This window comes from Nocardioides alkalitolerans DSM 16699 (genome assembly GCF_000426525.1).
GTDB lineage: Bacteria > Actinomycetota > Actinomycetes > Propionibacteriales > Nocardioidaceae > Nocardioides > Nocardioides alkalitolerans.
In genome coordinates this window covers 1,116,025-1,133,834 of sequence record NZ_AUFN01000010.1, presented here as the reverse complement: position 1 = coordinate 1,133,834, position 17,810 = coordinate 1,116,025, and the positions used below count along the sequence as shown (strand labels likewise).

The 17,810-nt window shown below is 72.7% G+C and carries 19 protein-coding genes; 10 read left to right on the top strand and 9 right to left on the bottom strand.

What is annotated here, in order from left to right; all coding sequences use genetic code 11:
- The first annotated feature begins 123 nt into the window (after window positions 1-123).
- Both K329_RS24995 and K329_RS0106120 read left to right on the top strand, forming a co-directional pair.
- Window positions 124-2,016, top strand: a complete 1,893-nt coding sequence (locus tag K329_RS24995) for an AMP-binding protein (RefSeq protein ID WP_052336410.1) — start codon at window positions 124-126, stop codon at window positions 2,014-2,016.
- Window positions 2,013-2,702: a nitroreductase gene (locus K329_RS0106120; RefSeq protein WP_245596446.1), complete on the top strand. Its 690-nt coding sequence runs from the start codon at window positions 2,013-2,015 to the stop codon at window positions 2,700-2,702. Before K329_RS24995 ends, K329_RS0106120 begins: the two co-directional genes overlap by 4 nt.
- Before the next feature lie 379 nt (window positions 2,703-3,081).
- On the opposite strand, the gene K329_RS0106115 is transcribed toward K329_RS0106120, so the two are convergent.
- A complete protein-coding gene (locus K329_RS0106115; RefSeq protein WP_028472352.1) occupies window positions 3,082-3,528 on the bottom strand; it encodes a MarR family winged helix-turn-helix transcriptional regulator in 447 nt (148 codons plus the stop codon).
- A gap of 56 nt (window positions 3,529-3,584) precedes the next feature.
- Here K329_RS0106115 and K329_RS0106110 point away from each other — a divergent pair, with 56 nt between their 5' ends.
- Window positions 3,585-3,947, top strand: coding sequence for a VOC family protein (locus tag K329_RS0106110; protein WP_028472351.1), 363 nt, complete (start codon window positions 3,585-3,587; stop codon window positions 3,945-3,947).
- Between the two features lie 88 nt (window positions 3,948-4,035).
- Here the strand turns inward: K329_RS0106110 and K329_RS0106105 are convergent, their stop codons facing one another.
- From K329_RS0106105 to K329_RS24985, 5 genes are all read right to left on the bottom strand, one after another.
- Window positions 4,036-4,770, bottom strand: a complete 735-nt coding sequence (locus K329_RS0106105; protein ID WP_028472350.1) for an ABC transporter ATP-binding protein — start codon at window positions 4,768-4,770, stop codon at window positions 4,036-4,038.
- A gap of 70 nt (window positions 4,771-4,840) precedes the next feature.
- Window positions 4,841-6,061 carry an ABC transporter substrate-binding protein gene (locus K329_RS0106100; protein WP_028472349.1) on the bottom strand — a complete coding sequence of 407 codons (1,221 nt, stop codon included), beginning with the start codon at window positions 6,059-6,061 and terminating at the stop codon, window positions 4,841-4,843.
- A 68-nt stretch (window positions 6,062-6,129) separates the two neighbouring features.
- Window positions 6,130-7,278: a branched-chain amino acid ABC transporter permease gene (locus K329_RS24990; protein WP_052336409.1), complete on the bottom strand. Its 1,149-nt coding sequence runs from the start codon at window positions 7,276-7,278 to the stop codon at window positions 6,130-6,132.
- Window positions 7,271-8,170 carry a branched-chain amino acid ABC transporter permease gene (locus K329_RS0106090; RefSeq protein ID WP_028472348.1) on the bottom strand — a complete coding sequence of 300 codons (900 nt, stop codon included), beginning with the start codon at window positions 8,168-8,170 and terminating at the stop codon, window positions 7,271-7,273. The genes K329_RS24990 and K329_RS0106090 overlap by 8 nt, the downstream gene beginning before the upstream one ends.
- Before the next feature lies 1 nt (window position 8,171).
- The gene (locus K329_RS24985) at window positions 8,172-9,077 is read right to left on the bottom strand and encodes an ABC transporter ATP-binding protein (RefSeq protein WP_084541008.1); all 906 of its coding nucleotides are present in this window, start codon (window positions 9,075-9,077) and stop codon (window positions 8,172-8,174) included.
- A 248-nt stretch (window positions 9,078-9,325) separates the two neighbouring features.
- Between K329_RS24985 and K329_RS0106080 the strand changes: the two genes are divergently transcribed.
- Entirely contained in the window at window positions 9,326-10,078 is a 753-nt protein-coding gene (locus K329_RS0106080; RefSeq protein ID WP_028472347.1) for a hypothetical protein, read from the top strand.
- Window positions 10,079-10,143: 65 nt separating this feature from the next.
- Here K329_RS0106080 and K329_RS24980 read toward each other — a convergent pair whose 3' ends face one another.
- From K329_RS24980 to K329_RS0106065, 3 genes are read right to left on the bottom strand one after another with little or no spacing between them, the layout of a single operon-like run.
- A complete protein-coding gene (locus tag K329_RS24980; RefSeq protein ID WP_052336408.1) occupies window positions 10,144-10,659 on the bottom strand; it encodes a carboxymuconolactone decarboxylase family protein in 516 nt (171 codons plus the stop codon).
- A complete protein-coding gene (locus tag K329_RS0106070; RefSeq protein ID WP_028472346.1) occupies window positions 10,656-11,090 on the bottom strand; it encodes a carboxymuconolactone decarboxylase family protein in 435 nt (144 codons plus the stop codon). The genes K329_RS24980 and K329_RS0106070 overlap by 4 nt, the downstream gene beginning before the upstream one ends.
- Before the next feature lie 60 nt (window positions 11,091-11,150).
- On the bottom strand, window positions 11,151-11,915 hold the full coding sequence (locus tag K329_RS0106065) for an SDR family NAD(P)-dependent oxidoreductase (RefSeq protein ID WP_028472345.1): 765 nt from the start codon (window positions 11,913-11,915) through the stop codon (window positions 11,151-11,153).
- A gap of 139 nt (window positions 11,916-12,054) precedes the next feature.
- Here K329_RS0106065 and K329_RS0106060 point away from each other — a divergent pair, with 139 nt between their 5' ends.
- From K329_RS0106060 to K329_RS0106035, 6 genes are read left to right on the top strand one after another with little or no spacing between them, the layout of a single operon-like run.
- Window positions 12,055-13,221: an acyl-CoA dehydrogenase family protein gene (locus K329_RS0106060; RefSeq protein ID WP_052336407.1), complete on the top strand. Its 1,167-nt coding sequence runs from the start codon at window positions 12,055-12,057 to the stop codon at window positions 13,219-13,221.
- Complete coding sequence (locus tag K329_RS0106055; RefSeq protein WP_084541007.1) at window positions 13,218-14,378, top strand: acyl-CoA dehydrogenase family protein; 1,161 nt, start codon at window positions 13,218-13,220, stop codon at window positions 14,376-14,378. Before K329_RS0106060 ends, K329_RS0106055 begins: the two co-directional genes overlap by 4 nt.
- 37 nt (window positions 14,379-14,415) lie before the next feature.
- Window positions 14,416-15,204 carry an amidohydrolase family protein gene (locus K329_RS0106050; RefSeq protein ID WP_028472342.1) on the top strand — a complete coding sequence of 263 codons (789 nt, stop codon included), beginning with the start codon at window positions 14,416-14,418 and terminating at the stop codon, window positions 15,202-15,204.
- Window positions 15,201-16,580: an acyclic terpene utilization AtuA family protein gene (locus K329_RS0106045; protein ID WP_028472341.1), complete on the top strand. Its 1,380-nt coding sequence runs from the start codon at window positions 15,201-15,203 to the stop codon at window positions 16,578-16,580. Before K329_RS0106050 ends, K329_RS0106045 begins: the two co-directional genes overlap by 4 nt.
- A gap of 3 nt (window positions 16,581-16,583) precedes the next feature.
- Window positions 16,584-16,982, top strand: coding sequence for an AtuA-related protein (locus K329_RS24975; RefSeq protein ID WP_052336406.1), 399 nt, complete (start codon window positions 16,584-16,586; stop codon window positions 16,980-16,982).
- Complete coding sequence (locus tag K329_RS0106035) at window positions 16,979-17,803, top strand: enoyl-CoA hydratase-related protein (protein ID WP_052336405.1); 825 nt, start codon at window positions 16,979-16,981, stop codon at window positions 17,801-17,803. The genes K329_RS24975 and K329_RS0106035 overlap by 4 nt, the downstream gene beginning before the upstream one ends.
- Window positions 17,804-17,810 lie beyond the last annotated feature (7 nt).

Sequence of the window (17,810 nt, the reverse complement as noted above, 5' to 3'; positions counted from 1 at the left end):
TTCCGGCTCATTATGATCAGGGATTCTCGACATAGGCAACCATCCGTTTGGTTGTGTACAGTCGACGCGTCAGGACGGCAGCGACGTGAGACGGCGGTGGGCGGGATGGACATCCTCAGGGCAGTGACGCACTGGGCGCGGGTCGGGCCGGAGCGGCCCGCGGTGCGCGACGACCACGGCGACCTGACGTGGGCGCAGCTGCTGGAGGCGACCGAGCTGGAGGCCGCCCGCCTCGTCGGCCTCGGTGTCGCACCCGGCGACCGGGTCGGCGTCGTGATGGCCAACTCTCGGCAGTTCTGCGTGGCCGTGCTGGCGGCGTTCGGCGCCGGCGGCGTCGTGGTGCCCCTCAACCACCGCCTCCACCCGCTCGAGATGGCCGACCAGCTGGCCGACGCCGGGGCGCGCGTGCTGCTGCACGACGACGCGTACGCCGACGCGGCCGCCGTCGTGGCCGAGCGCCTGCCCGTCGTGCTGCGCCACCCGGTCCCGGCCGACTGGTCGGGGGAGGGGCCGCGGCTGCGCGTCACCCGCGAGCTCGACGACGTGGCGGCGATCCTCTACTCCTCGGGCACGACGGGGCGCCCCCGCGGCGCGGCCATCAGCCACCGCAGCATCTTCGCCATGGCGCACGACCGGGTCGTCAACGACGGCTGGTCGCGCGGCACCGTCACCTACGTGCCCTACCCGCTGGCGTTCTCCGCGGGACTGCTCGCCTCGTGGCTGGCGACGACCGTCGCCGGCGGCCTCACCGTCACCGACGCCGCCTTCGACCCGGGCCGCGCGCTGCGCCGCTTCGCGGAGGACCGGATCACCGTGTTCATGGCGGTGCCGGCGGTGTGGCAGGCGATCGCCCTGCACCCCGACATCGAGCGCACCGACGTCTCGTCGCTCGACACGGTCTCCGCGGGCGGGGCGATGGTGACGCCCGAGCTGATGGCGGTGCTGCGCTCGCGCGGCATCCGGCTCTCGCAGGGCTACGGGCTCACCGAGTCCTCCGGCGTCGCGACGGCCCTGCGACCGGAGGACATCGAGCGCAAGCCCGGGTCGGTCGGGCGGCCGATGATGATGACCGAGGCGCGCGTGGTCGCGCCGGACGGCACCGAGTGCCCGACCGGCGAGCCGGGCGAGCTGTGGCTGCGCGGGCCGGCGGTGATGTCGGGCTACTGGCGCGACGGCGCGCCCGACCCCGCGTCGCTGACGGACGGGTGGCTGCGCACGGGGGACGTGGCCACCATGGACGACGAGGGCTACCTCGCGATCGTCGACCGGCTCAAGGACATGATCATCACGGGCGGCATCAACGTCGTGCCGGCCGAGATCGAGCGGGCGCTCGAGATGGTGAGCGGCGTGGTCGAGTGCGCCGTCGTCGGCGCCCCCCACGAGCGGTGGGGCGAGACGCCGTACGCGTTCGTCGTCACCGACGACCCCGGGCTGACGCCCGAGGCGGTCGCGACCGCGCTGCGGCTGCGCCTCGCCGGCTACAAGATCCCGTCGGTCATCGAGGTGCGCACGCAGGCGCTGCCGCGCAGCGCGAACGGCAAGGTCCTGCGCCGCAGCCTGCGCACGGAGGTCGCGTCGGCGTCCGTCACCGTGACCGACGAGGGCGGGGCCGACGGGGCCGCCGCTGTCGTACGACGCTACTTCGCCGCCGTGAACGCCCGGGACTGGGACGCCTTCCGCGCGGTGCTGCACCCCGAGGTCTCGATCCGGCAGGGCGAGCTGCTCGAGGCCCACGGGGTCGAGCGCGTCACCCGGCTCTACCAGGCGATCGTCGCCCAGTGGGCCGAGCACGAGGACGCCCCGACCCGCATCCTCGTGGACGGCGACGAGGCGGCCGTCGAGATCACCTTCACCGGCCGCCGCCACGACGGGACGCCCGTCACCTTCCCCGCCATGGACGTCATCGGGCTGCGCGACGGCCTCGTCCACCGGGTCTCGACCTGGTACGACACCGAGGTCGTCCTGCCGCTCATCGCCGGCCCGCTCGCAGGCCGGGCCGAGGAGCTCGTGCGATGAGCGCCGCCATGACCACCGACGTCACCGCGGGCCTCGCCCGGCTGCTCGACGAGCGGTACAGCTGCCGCGCCTTCCTGCCCGGCGAGGTGCCGGAGGTGACGCTGCGCCACGTGCTGGCCCTCGCCCAGCGGACCGCGTCCTGGTGCAACACCCAGCCGTGGGGCGTCCACCTGCTCAGCGGGGAGGCGACCACCGCGCTCGCGGACCGGCTCACCGCCCACGTGCCGACCCGTCCTCCCGTCGCGGACCTGCCGCTCCCGGCCGGCTACAGCGGTGTGTACGACGCCCGCCGCAAGGAGAGCGGGTTCGCGCTCTACGCGAGCCTCGGCATCGAGCGCGGCGACCGGGAGGCCCGTGGTGCCCAGGCGATGCTGAACTACCGCTTCTTCGGCGCCCCGCACGTCGCGATCGTGACCACCGACCGCGAGCAGGGCACGTACGGCGCGATCGACTGCGGCGGGTACGTCGCGACGCTGCTGCTCGCCGCCCAGGCCGCCGGCGTGGCCGCGGTGCCGCAGGCGGCGATCGCCATGGCCTCCGACGCCGTGCGGGAGCACCTGGCGCTGCCGGAGGACCGCCTCGTGGTCTGCGCGGTCGCGCTCGGCCTCGCCGACCCCGACCACCCCGCGAACGCGTTCCGCACGACCCGCGCCGACGTCGACGAGGTCGTCACGTTCGTGCGCTGAGGGTCGGGCCGGCAGCTCTGCGACGTGCGGGGGTGCCGAGTCGGCAGTCCTGCGACGTGGGGGAGGGCCCAGTCGGCAGCTCCGGCGCGTGTGGGAGTGGAGCGCGTCGCGCGCCGAGGAACGCGGACCGCCCGCGCCGTACGAGCAGGAACGCGGATCGACAGCGGTCCAGTGGGCAGGCGTGTCGCGACCGGGGGCCGCACCCTCCCGGCGAGGTGAGGACGTCATCGCACGGGCTCAACCCGTGCGACGGGTCGCGGTGTCAGCGCCCCGTCCGCCCTGTCGCTGAGACCGCAACCGCGTACGGCGTCCAGGTTGCGGTCTCAGCGCCCCGTCCGCCCTGTCGCTGAGACCGCAACCGCGTACGGCGCGCGGGCCGTCACTCCTGACGCAGCGCGACCACGCACCGTTCCAGCAATCCGGTGAGCCGTCGGCGGTCGGCGGCGTCCATGTCGGCGAGCATCCGGTCCTCCACGCCGCGTACGGCGGCGCTGGCGCCCGCGAGCTGACGTCGCCCGGCGGCGGTCAGCTCGGTGGGGAGCGCCCGGCCGCTGGCGGGCTGCTCCGGTCGGGTCACGAGGCCGTCGCGCTGCAGGGACTGGAGCAGCACGTTCATCGACTGCCGCGTGACGAACGTGCCACGCGCGAGCTCCGAGTTGGAGAGCCCCGGCCGCTGGGCCAGCAGCTCGAGGCAGGAGTAGTGCGTGATGGTCATGCCCAGGGGGCGCAGGACCTCCTCCATCGCAGTCCTCAGTGCGGTCGACGCCACCTTGAGGAGGTAGCCCGGGGACGTGGCCAGCTCGATCGTCGGACGCTCTTGACTCATGTCAGCATCCTGACATACCGTCAATGTCAGATAACTGACATCAACAGGAGGACGACATGACTGTCTCCGGACCCGGCTTCATCTCCCTGCAGGTGCGCGACCTGGACCGTTCGGCGGAGTTCTACGAGACCCACCTCGGGCTCCGTCGGCAGGCGGGCCCGCCGCACGCCGTCGTCTTCGACACCGCTCCCGCCGCGTTCGCCGTGCGTTCGGCGATGCCGGGCGTCGACCTCGACGCGGGGCCGCTCGGTCGCGGGGTCGGGATCTGGATGCACGCTCCCGAGGCGGAGTCGGTCCACGACGCCCTGGTCGCCGCCGGCGTCACGATCGCGGTCGACCCCGTCGAGGGACCGTTCGGCTGGACCTTCACGTTCGTCGACCCCGACGGCTACCTCGTCACCCTCCACGACCGCGCGTGACGTCGCAGACACACCGGTTCGGCACTGCTGGGCATTGCAGACGCGCCGGCTCGGCGCTGCCGGGCGGTGCAGTGCTGCCGGCCGGCGCTCACCCCGTGGCGATGCCCCCGCCGAGGTAGGCCGCGGACAGCGTGTCGTCGTCGAGCAGGTCGGCGGCCGGGCAGCTCATCACGACGTTGCCGTTCGCGATGACGACCGCCTGCTCGCTGATGCTCAGCGCCAACCGGGCGTTCTGCTCGACGAGCAGCACGGTGACGCCCCGGGCGGCGATGTCGGCGACGGCCACGGCGATCCGCTCCATCATGAGCGGCGAGAGCCCGAGGCTGGGCTCGTCCAGCAGCAGCAGGCGGGGCAGCTTCAGCGTGGCCCGGCCGATGGCGAGCATCTGCTGCTCCCCGCCGGAGAGGTAGCCGGCGCTGGTCGACGCCTTCTCCCGCAGGACGGGGAACTGCTCGTACGTCCGCTCGACCGCCTCGGCGAGCTCGGTGCGGGGCATGCCCTGCCCGCCGACGACGAGGTTGTCGTGGACGGTGAGGTCGGTGAAGATGTGCCGGCCCTCGAGTACCTGGGCGAGCCCGCGCCGTACGAGCCTCCACGGCGGCAACGAGGTGATCGCCTCGCCGTCGAGGGTGATGGAGCCGGAGCGCACCGAGGCGCGGTACGCCGGGAGCAGGCCCCCGACGGCACGGAGCAGGCTGGTCTTGCCCGCCCCGTTGCCGCCGAGGACCGTGGTGATCCTGCCCTCCGGCACCGAGAGGCTGACCCCGTGCAACGCCTCGGCGCCACCGGGGTAGGTGACCGTGAGGTCGGTGATCTCGAGCATGGCGTTCCTCTCGGGCCGAGGGGTCGAACCGGGTGGCGGACGGCGGGGTGGGTGGCGGTGCGGCGGTCGGCTACTGGAGCTCGACCGCGCCCGCCGCCTCGCTCTCGAACCAGTCGACGAGCTGCGTGACGCCGTCGTCCTCGTCGCGGTTCACGCTGCAGAGCTGGCTCTCGCGGAACGGGGTGCGCTCGTTGATGCCCTCGCCGTAGGTGATGTCGGGCGTGAGGCCGTCGGTGCTGACGGTGGTGTGCTGTGCGGCCGCGACGATGCCGGCCGGGGTGACGTCGCCGTCCTCGATGGCCTGGCGGATGACGCCCTCGAGGATCATGCCCGCCATCCAGCCCAGCACGATCGTGCCCTGCGGCTCGACGTCGTCGCCGAGCGCCTCGTGGAAGGTGGTGTTGCCCTCGCTCTCCGCGTCCCACAGCGGGTAGGAGCAGCTGACGATCATGTTCTCCTCCATGGCCGGGCCGACCGGGAGGTCGAGGAGGGCCCGGTTGTAGGCCGTGCCCGGCGAGAGCAGCTGCGCGTCGTACCCCAGCGACGACGCCGCGCCCACGGCCGCGATGGTCCCGCCCGGCCCGATGCCGAGGAGCACGGTGTCGGCGCCGGCCCGACGCATGGCGGTGACCTGCGCGGTGAGGTCGCCGGCGGTCGCGTCGGCGCTGGCCTCGGCGACGACCTCCATGCCCGTCACCTCGCTGACCGCCTCGACGCCGCGGAGGATCGCGTCGCCCATCGCGTCGGCCTGGTAGATGACGCCGACCTTGGCCTCCGGGTCCTCCTCGAGCACGTGGGTGAGCAGGTTCGCGGTGTCGACCTCGAACGCGGTGCCCTGCGAGAAGGTGTTGTCCTCCTGGTAGGGGCCCTTGAAGCCCAGCGACAGCACCTGGTCGTCGGCGGTGAAGGGCCGGATCGCGTCGGTGGTCGGCGTGCCGTAGGTGACGAGGGCGGCGATGTCGTTCTTCGCCGCGCGGTACTGCTGCACCGCCATCTGCGGGTTGTACTGGTGGTCGGAGGTGATGAGCTCGATCTCGCGCCCGTCGATGCCGCCGTTGCTGTTGAGGTACTCGACGTACGCCTCCAGCCCGGCCTGCGCGGGCTTGCCGCCCGAGGCGGCCGGACCCGAGAGGTCGGTCAGGGACAGCACCGTGATGGTGTCGTCGGTGACTCCGTTGCCGGTCGCGAGACCGCCGTCGGAGCCGTCACCGGGAGCGGCGGCGCAGGCCGCCGACGTGGCGAGGCCGAGGGCGATGAGCCCGGCGATGAGGGGGCGGCGTGTGTGTCGCATACCCGTGTTCCCTTCGGTGTGCGTTGCTGAGCGGCTGGTGCGGACGGACGTGCGGGAGGAGCGGGGGCTCACGACGGGGTCGTGGCGGGGGGTGTGCGGCGGGTGCGGAGCCGCCGCCCGATCTGGCGGAAGCCGCCGGCGATGCCGCGCGGCGCGGTGACCATCACGACGACGATGACGAGCCCGTAGGCGATGAGCGCGAGCGTGCCGGTGTTGAAGTTGCTGCTCGTGCCGCTGGCCTCCTCGACGAGGCCCAGGGCCGTGCTCACCTCGCCCAGGAGCGTCGGCAGTGCGGTGATGAGGAGGGCGCCGATCACGGCGCCGCTCACCGAGCCGAGGCCGCCGATGATGATCATCGCGAGGTACTGGATCGACTGCTCGAGCCCGAACGACTCGGGGTTGAGGAAGCGCAGGTAGCCGGCCAGCAGGGCGCCGGAGAGGCCGCCGAGCGCGGCCGAGAGGGAGAAGGCGGCGACGCGGGCGCGGGTGACGGCGATGCCCGCGGCGGCGGCGGAGGTCTCGTTGTCGCGGATCGCGCCGAGCGCCCGGCCCCACCGGAGCCGCTGCAGCGACGCCACCATCACGCCGACGAGCGTCGTGACGAGCAGGAGCAGCACGAACCACTTCATGTCGCTCGTGACGAGCCGGCCGGCCACCGCCGAGGACTGCGACATGTCGACGCCCAGCACGGTGGGCGACTCCACGATCCGACCGGCGCCGCCCCCGGTGAGGCTGCGCAGGTTCACGAAGAGGTGCTCCCCGACGTACGCGATGCCGATGGTGCCGACGGCGAGGTAGAGGCCCGACAGCCGCAGGGCGAGCGGCCCGATCGTCAGGCTGGCCAGCGACGCGACGACCATCGCCGCCAGGGCGCCGAGGAAGAACGGCACGCCGTGGTCGGCCAGCACCGCGGCGGTGAAGGCGCCGAAGCCGACGAAGACGGCGTGGCCGAGCGACATGATGCCGGCCGACCCCATCGCCAGGTTGAGGCCGATGGCGGCGACCGCGGCGATGAGGCCGAAGTTCGCGATCGAGAGGATCCGGTCGTTCGCCGAGGCGAGCGCGCCGACGGCGACGACCACCACGACGAGGGCGGCGAGCCGCGTCTCGCGGGTGCCGAGCAGGCGGACGTCGCGCCGGGTCTCGCGGGGGTCGAGCAGCGGGGGCCGCTCGTCGCCGGCGGCCGGGGGGCGGGGGAGCGTGGCGGTCTCAGGCACGGATCACTCTCTTCGTTCCGAACAGCCCCTGGGGGCGCACGAGCAGGACGGCGACCAGGACGAGCCAGGGCACGATCACGTGAAAGTTGTGGCCGACGACCCCGGCCCAGGGCGCCTCGTAGCCGGCGACGAGGGTCTGGACGACGCCGATCGTCACGGCGCCGACGACGGCGCCGTTGACGGAGTCGAAGCCGCCGAGCACGGCGCCGGGGAAGGCGGCGAGCGCGATCAGGCCCATGTGGGGGTCGATCGAGCGGGGGTAGCCGGCGAGGAAGACGCCCGCCACCACGGCGAGGGCCCCGGCGAGGGCCCAGACCAGCATGGTCATCCGGCGGGTGTTCACGCCGAGCGCGGAGGCCGCGACCGGGTCCTGCGACATCGCGGTCACCGAGATGCCGGCCCGGCTGCTGCGGAACCAGACGGTGAGCGAGCCGATGATGATGCCGGTGACGGCGATCGCCCAGATGCTCGACGTCGGGATCGCGACGCCCGCGACGGTGGTCGTCGAGTTGCCCCACGGGTCGCCGATGCCGAGCTTGTCGGTGCCGAACGCCGCCGTCAGCGCCGCGCGGATGAGGATGCCGAGGCCCAGGGTGCCGATGAGCACCGCCTCGTGGGAGTGCACGGCCAGGCGACGCACGAGCGCGAACTCGACGAGCACCATGAAGAGGCAGGTGCCGACGAGGGCGAGGAGGACCGCGACCACGAACGTGAGCCCGAACCGGCCGGGGCCGAACCAGTAGACGAGGAAGGCCCCCATCGCCATCACGTCGCCCTGGGCGAAGTTGAGCTGCCCGGTGGCCTTGTAGATGAGCACGAACCCGACCGCGATCAGGGCGTACGTCGACCCGAGGGCGACCCCGCTGACGGTCAGCTGGATGACGTCCTGCACGTCAGGCCTCCTCGGTACGGCGGGCCGCGGCGTCGGCCGTGGGTGCGGGTCCGGTGTCGGGCGGGGTGTCGGTCTCGTCCCGCGCCAGCGAGTTGCCGAGGTAGGCCTCGCGCACGCGCTCGTCGTTGCGGATGACCGAGGGCGTGCCCTGGGCGATGACCTGCCCGAAGTCGAGCACCGTGATCTGGTCGGCCACCTCCATCACCATCGCCATGTCGTGCTCGACGACGAGCACCGCGAGGTCGCGCTGGTCGCGGACGGTCCGGATGATCTCGGTGAGCTCGGCGGTCTCGCTCGGGTTCATGCCGGCGACGGGCTCGTCGAGCAGGAGCAGCGTCGGCTCCAGCGCGAGGGCGCGGGCGAGCTCGACGCGCTTGCGGGTGCCGTACGGCAGGCCGCCCACCTCGGTGTCGCGCAGGTCGAGGAGCCCGAGCAGGTCGAGGACCTCCGCGACCGCCTCGCGGTGCGCCACGTCCTCGCGCCGGGAGCGGCGCCACAGCCCGAGGTTGGCGGGCAGGCTCGCCCGCATGCGGGAGTGGCGGCCGACCAGCACGTTCTCCATCACCGTGGAGCCCGGGAAGAGGGAGAGGTTCTGGAAGGTGCGGCCGATGCCGGCCCGCGCCACCGCGTGCTTCGTGGCCCGCGTGAGGTCGAGGTCGCCGAACGTCAGCGTGCCGGCGCCGGGGCGCGAGAACGCGCTGACGCAGTTGAACAGCGACGTCTTGCCGGCGCCGTTGGGCCCGACGAGCGCGACCACCTCCCCGGCGCGCACGGTGAAGCTCACGTCGTCGAGGGCCGTCACGCTGCCGTAGCGCAGCGTCACGCCGACCGCGGCCAGCACGATCTCGGCGGGTCGGCCGTCGGCGGGCGCACCGGTGCTGGGCGCGGCGACGGTGGAGGTCGGCATGGGTCGTTCCTTCGCGGTCGCGGGGCGTGCTTGGGCCGGTGCGGTGACGGGTGCTCGGGCGGTGGTGGAGTCGGTGCTCGGGGGCGGGCCCGGTGGGGCCGGCCGTGCGGGCTGCGGATGGCGGCGGGTGGCGCTCGCCGTCCAGCTAGAGGCGAATGATGAGCATCAATTCGTGTGTATCAGATCACACGCACCGAGCCGCGACAAGACCCTATCCAAACAAATGTTTGGCAGATTACGGTGCCGACATGAGCGCCCCCGACACGACCACCACGAAGCGGATCCTCGAGTTCCAGGCGAGCGCGCTGCGACCGCGCGAGGAGTGCGAGCGGCACTACCTGGAGGTCCACAGCCCCTGGGCGGTCCGCGCGCTCGCGGAGGCCCCGGCCCTCGTCGGCTACCACACGAACCTCCTCGTGGGGCAGTGGGACATCGCCGGGGGCTTCCGTCGTGCGCCCGACCTCTGGCGCTACGCGTCGATGCGGTTCCGGGCCCCGGGCGCCGAGTTCCCGCCTGCCGTCGCGCGCATGCTGGCGCACGACCACCAGAACTTCCTGCGGGACCTGCGCCGCTTCGACGTCGAGGAGACCGTCCTGCACGACGGCACGACCGGGCAGCTCTCGAGCGACAAGTACGTCCTGGTGGTCGACCGGCCGGCCCGGCTGAGCGTCGACGAGGGGTGGGCCGCGCTCGACGAGCTGCTGGCGCTCCTCGGACGGGTGGTGCCCACGCAGTACGGCGCGCGCCGGCTCGTGCTCAACCGCGTGCTCGTCGAGCGGGAGAACGCTCCGCTGCGCGAGCCGGGGCAGCGGCCGACCGGCGGGGTCGTCGAGGACTCGACCCGGCTGGCGTACGTCGAGGTCTACCTCGACCACGAGGTGTGGGGCGACGAGCTGTTCGCCCGGCCCGAGCTGGTGGCGCTGCTCTCGGACTCACCCTTCGCGCCGGACTCGCTCACGGCGTACCACGTCGTCGAGCGAGCGGGCCACGACCGCAGCTGACGGTCGGGCGTCTCGGGACCGCCGGGTCGGCGTCGGACGACCTCGCGGAACCGCCGGGGCGGCGCTCAGGCCAGCGCGGCGCCCACCCTCGCGCGTCCCTGGTCGTCGAAGCGCAGCTCGCTGAGGCCGTCGCGCGGAGCCGGCTCGATGCGTAGGGCGACCGACGCCTTCTGCTGGCTCCACTTCACGACGTCGAGCAGCAGCTCGGCGATCTCGGCCTCGGAGAACAGGCGCCGGGCGTCGGCGCGCAGACGGGCGTCGGCCGTCGACGGGTCGAGGATCATCGCGTCGGTGAGGCGCAGGGCCACCTTGGCCCGCTCGTCGAGGTCGCTCGTCTCGTAGCGGTCGATCTTCGCGGCGGTGGCCTCGTCGACGTCGGTCGCCTCCACGTTGCGCACCGAGCGGCACAGGCGGCAGTCGTGCACCCGGGCGCAGCGCAGCCGCACGAGCTCCGTGGTGGCGGGGTCGAGCGCGCGCTGGCGCACCACGCTCGCCGCGAACGCGGCCACCGCGTGGTCGATCGGGGTGCCGTACTTCGGGACCGAGGAGTCCGTCGGCAGCGGGATCCGCGGCCCGCTCACGCCAGCACCGCCGCGGCGACGAGGTCGAGCCGGGTGGTGAGGTCGACGGCCCAGGTCACGTTCGCGAGCTCGTGCACCTGCTCGGCCGTGGCGTGCTCGAGGAGGGCCGCCACCTCCTCGTCGCCCATGCTCGAGACCGAGAAGACGAACTGCTCGACGAACGTCAGCAGCGCCTGCTCGCGGTCGTCGAGGAGCGGCGAGCCGCGCCAGTCGTCGAGGGCGGCGGCCCGCTCGGGGGAGAGGGGAGCGGCCGCGTCCCCCGTCGCCGGGACGGTCGTGCCGAGCAGGGCGGCGACGCGGCGCCGTACGAGCTCCAGCGTCGTGGCGTCGACGCTCGCGGCGGCGACGGACTCCACCTCGGCGAGAGCGGCGACGGGCTCAGGAGCCCATCGGGCGAGGGCCTGGCGGCCGGGAGGAGCGACGGAGTCCATGCGCATGATCGTCACGATCGAGGGCCCCGCTGTCAACGGGGTGGGGAGCGGACGGGCCCCTCAGGGCTGTCCGCCGTCGACGGTGAGGATCGAGCCGGTCGTGTACGACGAGAGGTCGCTCGCGAGGTAGAGGGCCGCGCCGACGATCTCCTCCGGCTCGCCTCCGCGCTTCGCGGCGAAGGCCTGGGCGCGCTGCGCGAAGGCGTCGGCGTCCCACGACTTGCTGACGTCGGTGAGGAAGGTACCGGCCATGATCGCGTTGACGCGCACCGAGGGGCCGAAGGTGTGGGCGAACCCGACGGTGAGGGCGTTGAGCCCGGCCTTCGCGGCGGCGTAGGGGAGGATGTGCGGCTTCGGGTGCACCGCGCCCGCGCTCGTGATGTTGATGATCGAGCCGCCCGTGCCCTCCGCCATGCGCGAGCCGATGAGTGCGGTGAGGCGGAACGGGCCCTTCAGGTTGACGCCGAGGACCTTGTCGAACAGCTCCTCCGAGACGTCGGTGACCGAGTCGTACAGCGGCGACATCCCGGCGTTGTTGACGAGCACGTCGACGCGACCGAACTCGTCGTACGCGGTCTCGACCAGCGCGTCGAGGGCGCCCCACCTGCCGACGTGCGCGCCGACGCCCAGCGTGCGGCGGCCGGTGAGGTCGGCCAGCTCGGCGGCGAACTCGACGCACGCCTCGCCGTTGCGGCTGGCGATGATCACGTCGGCGCCGGCCTGCGCGAGGCCGATCGCCATGGAGCGCCCGAGGCCGCGGCTGCCGCCGGTCACGAGGGCCACCCGGCCGGTCAGGTCGAAGCGGGGAGCGGTTGTCTCAGACACGAAAACTCCTGATCATCAATTAGGTCGTTCTGGGTTGACGGGCCGGAATCTATCAGTATGGTGATCATAGTTATCATCCACTTGCGGGTGTCGTTCTGACACCCCGACGGGCCGGGAGGCCGATGTGCTGGGCTTTCAGATGTCCCCCGAGCAGCTGCAGCTGCGCGACCTCGCCGCCGAGGTGGCGCGCGAGGTCTACGCACCCCTCGCCGAGCAGTGGGACCGTGAACGGACCCCCCTGCCGCACGACGAGGTGAAGCGGCTCGCCGACCTGGGGTTCCTGGGCATCGCGATCCCCGAGGAGTACGGCGGCCACGGCGGCACCCTCCTCGACGCGCTGATCGTGCAGGAGGAGCTGGCCAAGCAGTGCCGGCCCGCCGCCTTCCAGGTCTTCGAGGCCAACGTCGGCCCCGTGCGCGTGATCGAGTTCTTCGGCACCGAGGAGCAGAAGCAGCACGTGCTGCCGAAGGTCGCGACCGGCGAGATCACCATGGCGATCGGCATCTCCGAGCCGGACGCCGGCTCCGCCGCCACCGACATGAAGACGCGCGGACGCCGCGACGGCGACGAGATCGTCATCACCGGCAACAAGCGCTGGATCTCCAATGGCGGCCACGCCGACCACTACCTCGTCTACTGCCGGCTCAACGACGACCAGGGCGCCAAGGGCATCGGCGCCGTCATCGTGCCGGCCGACACCCCGGGCGTCTCCTTCGGCGCCCCGGAGCGCCTCATGGGCTTCCGCGGCATCCCGAGCGCCGACATCTACTTCGACGAGGTCCGCGTGCCGGCCTCGAACGTGGTCGTGGAGGCCGGTGGCTTCCACAAGCTGTTCGGCGTCTTCTCGATCGAGCGCCTCGGCAACGCGACCATGTCGCTCGCCATCGGTCAGGCGTCGCTCGACCGCAGCAAGGCCTACGTGCAGGAGCGTCAGCAGTTCGGTCGCCCCCTCGTCGAGTTCCAGAACGTCCAGATGATGATCGCGTCGATGGCGACCCAGGTCGAGGCCGCACGCCTCCTCATCTACCGCGCCGCGGTCAACGGCGGCCACGGCCTGCCCGTGCCGTTCGAGGTCTCGGTCGCGAAGTGCTTCGCCAACGAGATGGGCAAGCAGGTCTCCGACATGGCGATGCAGCTGCACGGCGGCAACGGCTACAGCGAGGAGTACGGCATCGAGCGGCTCCACCGCGACTCGCACGGCTGGGCGATCGCGGGCGGCACGCCGGCGATCCAGCGTGTGAGGATCGCCTCCGAGCTGTTCGGCCGGAACTTCAACCAGCGACCCCCGGAGGCGATTGCGCCGTGAGCGACGAGGCCCAGGGCGCGGGAGCGCTCTTCGAGCTGCCGCAGAAGTACGTCGACCTGCAGGAGGAGGCGCGCAAGCTCGCGCTCTCCTGCGAGGACGTCGCCGACCGCGCCGACGAGGCCGACCGGTTCGACCCCGACGTGCGGGAGCGGCTCGCCGCGTCCGGCCTCGCGAAGGTCGTCGTGGCGGCCGAGTGCGGCGGCCGGTTCGAGCAGGTGGACTCGCTCGCCGTCACGGTCGTGCGTGAGGCGCTGGCGAAGGTCAGCGCCCACCTCGACTCGATGTTCGCCATGCAGGGCATCGGCTCGTTCGCGGTCTCGACCGCGGGCTCCGAGGCCGTGCGCAAGGAGTGGCTGCCCAAGGTCGCGACCCTCGAGGCCGTGGCGGCCATCGGCCTCACCGAGCCCGACGTCGGCTCCGACCTGCGCGCCATCACGACCACGGTCGTGGAGCGCGACGGCCAGCTCGTGCTCAACGGCCACAAGTCGTTCATCACGAACGCGCCCGACGCCTCGTTCTTCGCGATCCTGGCGAAGGAGGACGACGGCTACTCGCTCGTCTTCGTGCCGGCCCACCTCCCGGGCGTCACCGTGACGATGCCGCACCAGATCGTGGCGCCGCACGTGCTCGGCGACGTGATCCTCGAGGACGTCTGCGTCCCCCTCGACCACCGCCTGGGCGACGCCGGCAACGGCTTCAAGATGATGCTCTCGACCCTCGCGACGTTCCGCGTCTCGGTCGCCGGCGCCTCCGTGGGCCTGGCCGAGGCCGCTCTCGAGGAGGCCGTCGCCCACGCCTCGAACCGGCAGCAGTTCGGCATGCCGCTGGCCCGCCTCGGCGGCGTCCCGGCCGCGCTCGCCACCTGCTGGGTGGAGATCGAGATGGCCCGGGCGATGACCTACCGCGCGGCCGCGGCGGCGGCGAAGGACCCGCTGGCCGGCCTGCACCTCTCGTCGATCGCGAAGGTCGGGGCCACCGAGGCCGCCGGCCGGGTCGTCGACCGCTGCGTGCAGGTCATGGGTCGCTTCGGTCTCGTGCGGGGGAGCAAGATCGAGCGCTTCTACCGCGAGGCCCGTCCGATGCGCATCTACGAGGGCTCCACCGAGGTCATCCTCGACTCCCTCGCCAAGAAGCTCGTCAGGGACGCCAAGCACTGAGTCGGCACGCCCCGGGCGGCCAGGAGAGGGAACCCTCGTGATCATCGACTGTCACCTGCACGTCTGGCCCGACCACATCGCCGACGCGATGCAGTCGCAGCGGCCCGCGGGCATGCCGCTGCGGTTCAACGGCAAGCTCTCCGGCCTGCTGGAGACGATGGACGCGTCGGGCATCGACATGGGCCTCGCGCTCGGCGTCGGCATCAAGGCCTCCGTCGTCGCCCGCACCAACGAGTTCATCGGGTCGGTCCCGCGGGACCGGCTCGTGCCGTTCGGCACGGTGCACCCGGAGCTCTCCGTCGAGGACAACATGAAATACCTGACGGAGAACGGCATCGTCGGCGTCAAGCTGCACCCGCTGTTCCAGACGCTCTCGCTGGCGGACCCGAAGGTGCACGACATCCTGGCCGCGCTCTCCGACGCCGGCATGCCCGTGGTCACCCACGTGGGAGCCGGTGCCGACGAGGAGTCGGCGGCGCGTGCCGCCCCGGCCCTGCTGCGCAAGCTCGCCGACTCCCTGCCCGACCTCAAGCTCATCGCGTGCCACTACGGCGGCTACCACCGCCTCGGCGAGGCCGAGAGCCACGTCGTCGGCTCCAGCGTCACGCTCGAGACGTCGTGGCCGCCCACCATGGCCGAGCTCGAGCCCCAGCGGGTCGTCGACCTCATCCGCCGCCACGGCGCCGACCGCGTCGTCTACGGCTCCGACTGGCCGATGGCCGACCCGGCCGCCGAGATCGCGGCCATCCGGGCGCTCGGGCTCACGCCCGAGGAGGAGGCCGGCATCCTCGGCGGCAACCTCGCGCGGATCCTGGGTCTCGCGTGAGCGCCGCCCCGGCGCCCCGTACCGTCCGCCTCGGCGCCGGGACGGCGTTCTGGGGCGACAGCGTGAAGCCCGCGATCGAGATGGTCGAGCGGGGGGAGATCGACTACCTCTGCTGCGACCACCTCGCCGAGCTGACGATGTCGATCCTCGCGAAGCAGCGGGCGAAGAGCGCGGACCGGGGCTACACCCGCGACATCCTCGACCTGCTGCGCGGCGCGCTGCCGACGATCGTCGAGAAGGGCATCAAGGTCGTCACGAACTCCGGCGGGGCGAACCCCCGCGCGGCCGGCGCGGCCATCGCCGCCCTCTGCAAGGAGCTGGGCCTCAGCGGCGTGCGCATCGCCGTCGTGACCGGTGACGACATCGAGGCCGACATCGACGGCCTCGCCGACGAGGGCGTCGACTTCTCCAACCTCGACACGGGCCAGCAGCTCTCCGAGGTGCGCGAGCGGCTCACACACGCGGCCGTCTACACCGGCTGCGAGGGCATCGTCGAGGCCCTCGGCCAGGGTGCCCAGATCGTCGTCTGCGGCCGGGTCACCGACATCGCGCTCTACCTCGGCCCGCTGATCCACGAGTTCGGCTGGGCCCCCGACGACTGGCAGCGCCTCGGCATGGCGACGGTCGTCGCCCACGCCATCGAGTGCGGCGGCCAGGCGACGGGCGGGCTGTACGCCGGCGACTGGGCCGGCGTCGACGGCCTCGAGACGCTCGGCTACCCGATCGCGGAGGTGGCCGACGACGGCACCGCCGTGCTGACCAAGACGCCGGGGACCGGTGGCCGCGTCGACATCGGCACGGTCAGCGAGCAGCTCGTCTACGAGATCCTCGACCCCGCCAACTACCTCACCGCCGACGTCACCGCCGACTTCACCCAGGTGCGGCTCGAGGAGATCGGGCCCGACCGCGTCCGCATCACGGGCGGCACCGGCAAGCCCGCGCCGGCCACGCTCAAGGTCAACATGGGCTACCGCGCCGGCTTCATCGGCGAGGCCCAGTTCACCTACACGTGGCCCGACGCGTACGCCAAGTCGCAGCGCGGGCTGACGTTCCTCCGCAGCCGCCTCGCGCGGGCCGGGTTCGAGTACTCGGACGACCTCGTCGAGTACGTCGGGCACAACTCGATGTGGGGCGGTCGCGTCCCGCCGCCCGACGACCCGGAGCTCACCGAGATCGTCGTGCGCTACGCGGCCCGCTGCGCCGACGCGGAGCAGGCCCGCAAGGTCTTCACCGAGAGCGTCCCGCTCTACAACAACGGGCCGGCCGGCGTCGCCGGCGTCGGCACGCGGCCGCCGCTCAAGGAGCTCTACGCGATCTGGCCCTGCCTCATCCCGCGCGAGCACGTCGTGCAGTCCGTCGAGATGCTGGAGGTCTGAGCGATGACGAGCACCCTCACCGGGTCCGGCGCGACCCCGGTCGCGGGACCGCGACCCGTCCGCGTCGTCGACCTCGCCCACGGCCGCTCCGGCGACAAGGGCGACACCTGCAACGTCGGCCTGGTCGCGTGGACCGACGCCGGGTACGACGTGCTGCTGCGCGAGGTCACCGAGGAGCGGGTCACCGCGCACTTCGGCGACCTCGTGAAGGGCACCGTCACCCGCTACGAGATGCCCGGCATCCGCTCGCTCAACTTCGTGCTCACCGGGGCGCTCGACGGCGGCGGCACGCTCTCGCTGCGCTCCGACCACCTCGGCAAGGTCATGTACGCCTGGCTGCTGCGCATGGAGATCGACGGCACCGGTGCCACGCCCCACGTGAACGCCGCGGTCGAGCGGTGACCGAGCCCGCGGTCCTGGTCACGCGCCGGGCCTCGATGGCGGTCCTGACGCTCAACCGACCCGCGGAGCGCAACCCGCTCAACGCCGAGCTCTCCGAGGCGCTGCTGGCCGAGCTGCGCGCGGTGCTGGCCGACGACACCGTGCGGTCGGTGGCCATCGCGGCGAACGGGCCGGCGTACTCGGCCGGGGGAGACCTCCGCCAGATGAAGGACCTCGCGCAGCTGCCCGCGGAGGAGGCCTACGCCTGGCCGCAGGCGATCGTCGAGCTGCACCAGCTGGCCACCCGCTCGCCGAAGCCCTTGGTCGCGCTGGTCGACGGGCCGGCGTACGCCGGGGGCATGGGGCTGGCGGGGATGTGCGACATCGTGCTCGCCACCCGTCGGGCCACGTTCGCGGTGCCCGAGGTGCGCATCGGTCTGTTCCCGATGATCATCGTCGCGCCGCTCGTGCGCGCGCTGCCCCGCAAGCTGCTGCTCGACATGATGCTGACCGGTCGCCCCATCGACGTGGCCGAGGCCGACAAGGCCGGCTTCCTCGCCCGGGTCTGCGACGACACCGACGCCCTGTGGGCCGCGGCCGACGACTACGCGGGCATGTTCGCCGGCACGAGCCCGCAGGCGGTGCGGCTCGGTCGCCGCGCCTACGCGCTGCTCGCCGACATGCCCCACCAGCAGGCGCTCGACGCCGCCCAGTTCCTCAACCTGGCCTTCTTCCTCGGCAGCGACCTCCCCGAGGGCGCTGCCGCCTTCCTCGAGAAGCGCCGGCCGGCCTGGGTGCCGGAGTCGGCCCCCGAGCACACCCCCGACCCGCCTCGCACCTAGGAGCAGC